Genomic DNA, 2124 nt, shown 5'->3' with positions numbered 1-2124 from the left:
CATCGCAGGCAAGCCAGCTCCCACACAAGCCAGCTCCCACAGTTGACTGCACGCATCCTGACTATTGAGGCCATTTTAGTACCGATGAACCTGCCCCTCTTCGCCCGGCGCCTGCTGCGCCCGCTGCTCGACCCGTACCGCCGCTATCGCCACGCCAAACTGATCCACGCCGTGCGCGTGTCCATCGGCTTGCTGGCGACGATCCTGCTGACCACCGGCATCAACCTGCCCCACGGCGAATGGGCCTCGGTGACCATGCTCATCGTGATCGGCGGCTTGCAGCACCACGGCAATATCGGCAAGAAAGCCGTGGAGCGCGCCTACGGCACCTTGATCGGCGCCAGTGTCGGCTTGCTGCTGGTGCTGCAACAGGCGTGGCTGGGCCAGCCGTTGCTGACCTACTTGCTGATGTCGGTGGTGTGCGGGTTCTTTTCCTATCACGCCATCGGCAAGGGTGGGTACATCGCGCTGCTGTCGGCGATCACCGTGTTTATCGTCGCCGGGCACGGGGACAATCCGGTGTCGGACGGTTTGTGGCGCACCGTGGATATCCTCATCGGTATCGTGCTCGCGCTGGCCTTCTCGTTCGCCCTGCCGCTGTATGCGGTGTATTCGTGGCGCTACAACCTGGCCAGTGCATTGCGTGATTGTGCCGAGATTTATAGCCGGATTATCAATGGCCAGTCGGTGACCGATGATCACCATGTGAAGGTGCTCAGTCGCCTGAATGCATCGATGGTGCAGTTGCGTTCGCTGATGCCCTCGGTGTCCAAGGAGGTGCGTATTTCCATGACGGAGCTGGATGCCATCCAGCGGCACTTGCGCATGTGCATCAGCACGTTGGAGATTCTCGGCAACACCCGGCCGGACCCGCGTGATGAACAGGCGATGGCGCGTATGCAGATGATGAAGGCCGAGCACCGGCAAATTCGGGTGCAGTTGATGGGGATGGCGCGGGCGTTGAAGTCAGGGGTGACGGAGCGGTTGGAGCGCTCACTGAATGTTAAGGGGAGTGACGTTGCAGTGGATGTGCTAATTGATGGTGAGTTTGATGGGTACCGGTTATTGACGTTGCAATTTGTGCAAAACATTAATGCGATGCACCAACGGCTCGCGAAAACATCAAAAAGATGGAAAATTTAAATATTTTTATAGCGTTGAATCTGTAGGGTGGGACCTGTTGATTCTGACAGTAGACACGCGTCACCATTAGATAGTTAATGATTGAGCGTCATCCACTTGGAGATACTCATGAACACTCAAACAGCTCCACAGAAAAACAAACACTTCCTAAAAATGCTGCTTGGCGTTGTCATTACCCTATCAATCAGTGCCTGCACCACGGCGCCTACTCCAGCCGATGTCGATACCTGTACACAAGCGGGCTATTTCAGAAGCTCGACGATAGTAGGTGGTTATTACCGGTGTGTTTGGAGTACTTCTTATAACAGATGGATCATGAGTCGCTACGCCTGCCCTGCCGGGCAGGAGTTTAACGAACAAAAACAAAAATGTGAGTAATATCAAACGAGCCCCCGGCAGTGATGCTGGGGGCTCGGCACTCAAGAGACAAACCAGCGCACAGCACTATGGATAGGGCAATTGCCGAAGGCAAATATCATCCAGACTATAATCGACATAAGTGACATTGTAGAAACTCAATCTGACGTCAAATGGCTTGCTGGGCAGATACCCCATAACCCCTTTAAGAGAGATCCAGGTATTGCTCGCAGTCATTGACGTGTTAACGGACCATGTTCCGACACGAATAGTCAGGCCAATGCGCGGCGACCCTAAACTGCTCACTCTAACCCTCAGGTTGATTTCATAGACCCCTTCAGCGATTGGGTGGAAGGTTTTGCTGAGCCCCACTGCTGAGCCAGTAGGCGGCCTGGCATGCCAGTAATAGTTTCCGTCAGCTTCATATTTGATGCTTGCCCCCCCCCCGATACTGTTCCACCCATTCGTACTGAAATCCGTGAAAGAGGTGCACTCACTTATCAGCGTCCGTTGTATTACCGTATAACTGGTCGAAGAAGACTCAACCGCATCCCACCTGTTTGTACCACCCTGAAAGTTTACTTCGGCAGTCACAGTGATCTGCGCATTGTCGGCCAGCGCTTC

General features: G+C 54.3%; 3 protein-coding genes. 2 read left to right on the top strand and 1 reads right to left on the bottom strand.

Annotation, left to right across the window (positions count from 1 at the left end):
- Positions 1-84: 84 nt before the first annotated feature.
- On the top strand, positions 85-1143 hold the full coding sequence (locus B348_RS0105260) for an FUSC family protein (protein ID WP_017735098.1): 1059 nt from the start codon (positions 85-87) through the stop codon (positions 1141-1143).
- A gap of 108 nt (positions 1144-1251) precedes the next feature.
- On the top strand, positions 1252-1521 hold the full coding sequence (locus tag B348_RS1000000130710; RefSeq protein ID WP_032864705.1) for a carbohydrate-binding module family 14 protein: 270 nt from the start codon (positions 1252-1254) through the stop codon (positions 1519-1521).
- 66 nt (positions 1522-1587) lie between these two features.
- Here B348_RS1000000130710 and B348_RS1000000131845 read toward each other — a convergent pair.
- The coding region (locus tag B348_RS1000000131845; protein ID WP_032864704.1) for a hypothetical protein at positions 1588-2124 on the bottom strand (537 nt) is incomplete at its 5' end.

Source organism: Pseudomonas sp. CBZ-4, assembly GCF_000346755.1.
Lineage (GTDB): Bacteria > Pseudomonadota > Gammaproteobacteria > Pseudomonadales > Pseudomonadaceae > Aquipseudomonas.
Note: the sequence above shows the minus strand (reverse complement) of the source record. Positions and strands in the feature narration are given on the sequence as shown.

What these genes read in the sequence shown, in the direction of transcription:
- B348_RS1000000130710 (WP_032864705.1), top strand. Translation starts at nt 1,252, where the DNA reads ATGAACACTCAAACAGCTCCACAGAAAAACAAACACTTCCTAAAAATG.
- B348_RS0105260 (WP_017735098.1), top strand. Translation starts at nt 85, where the DNA reads ATGAACCTGCCCCTCTTCGCCCGGCGCCTGCTGCGCCCGCTGCTCGAC.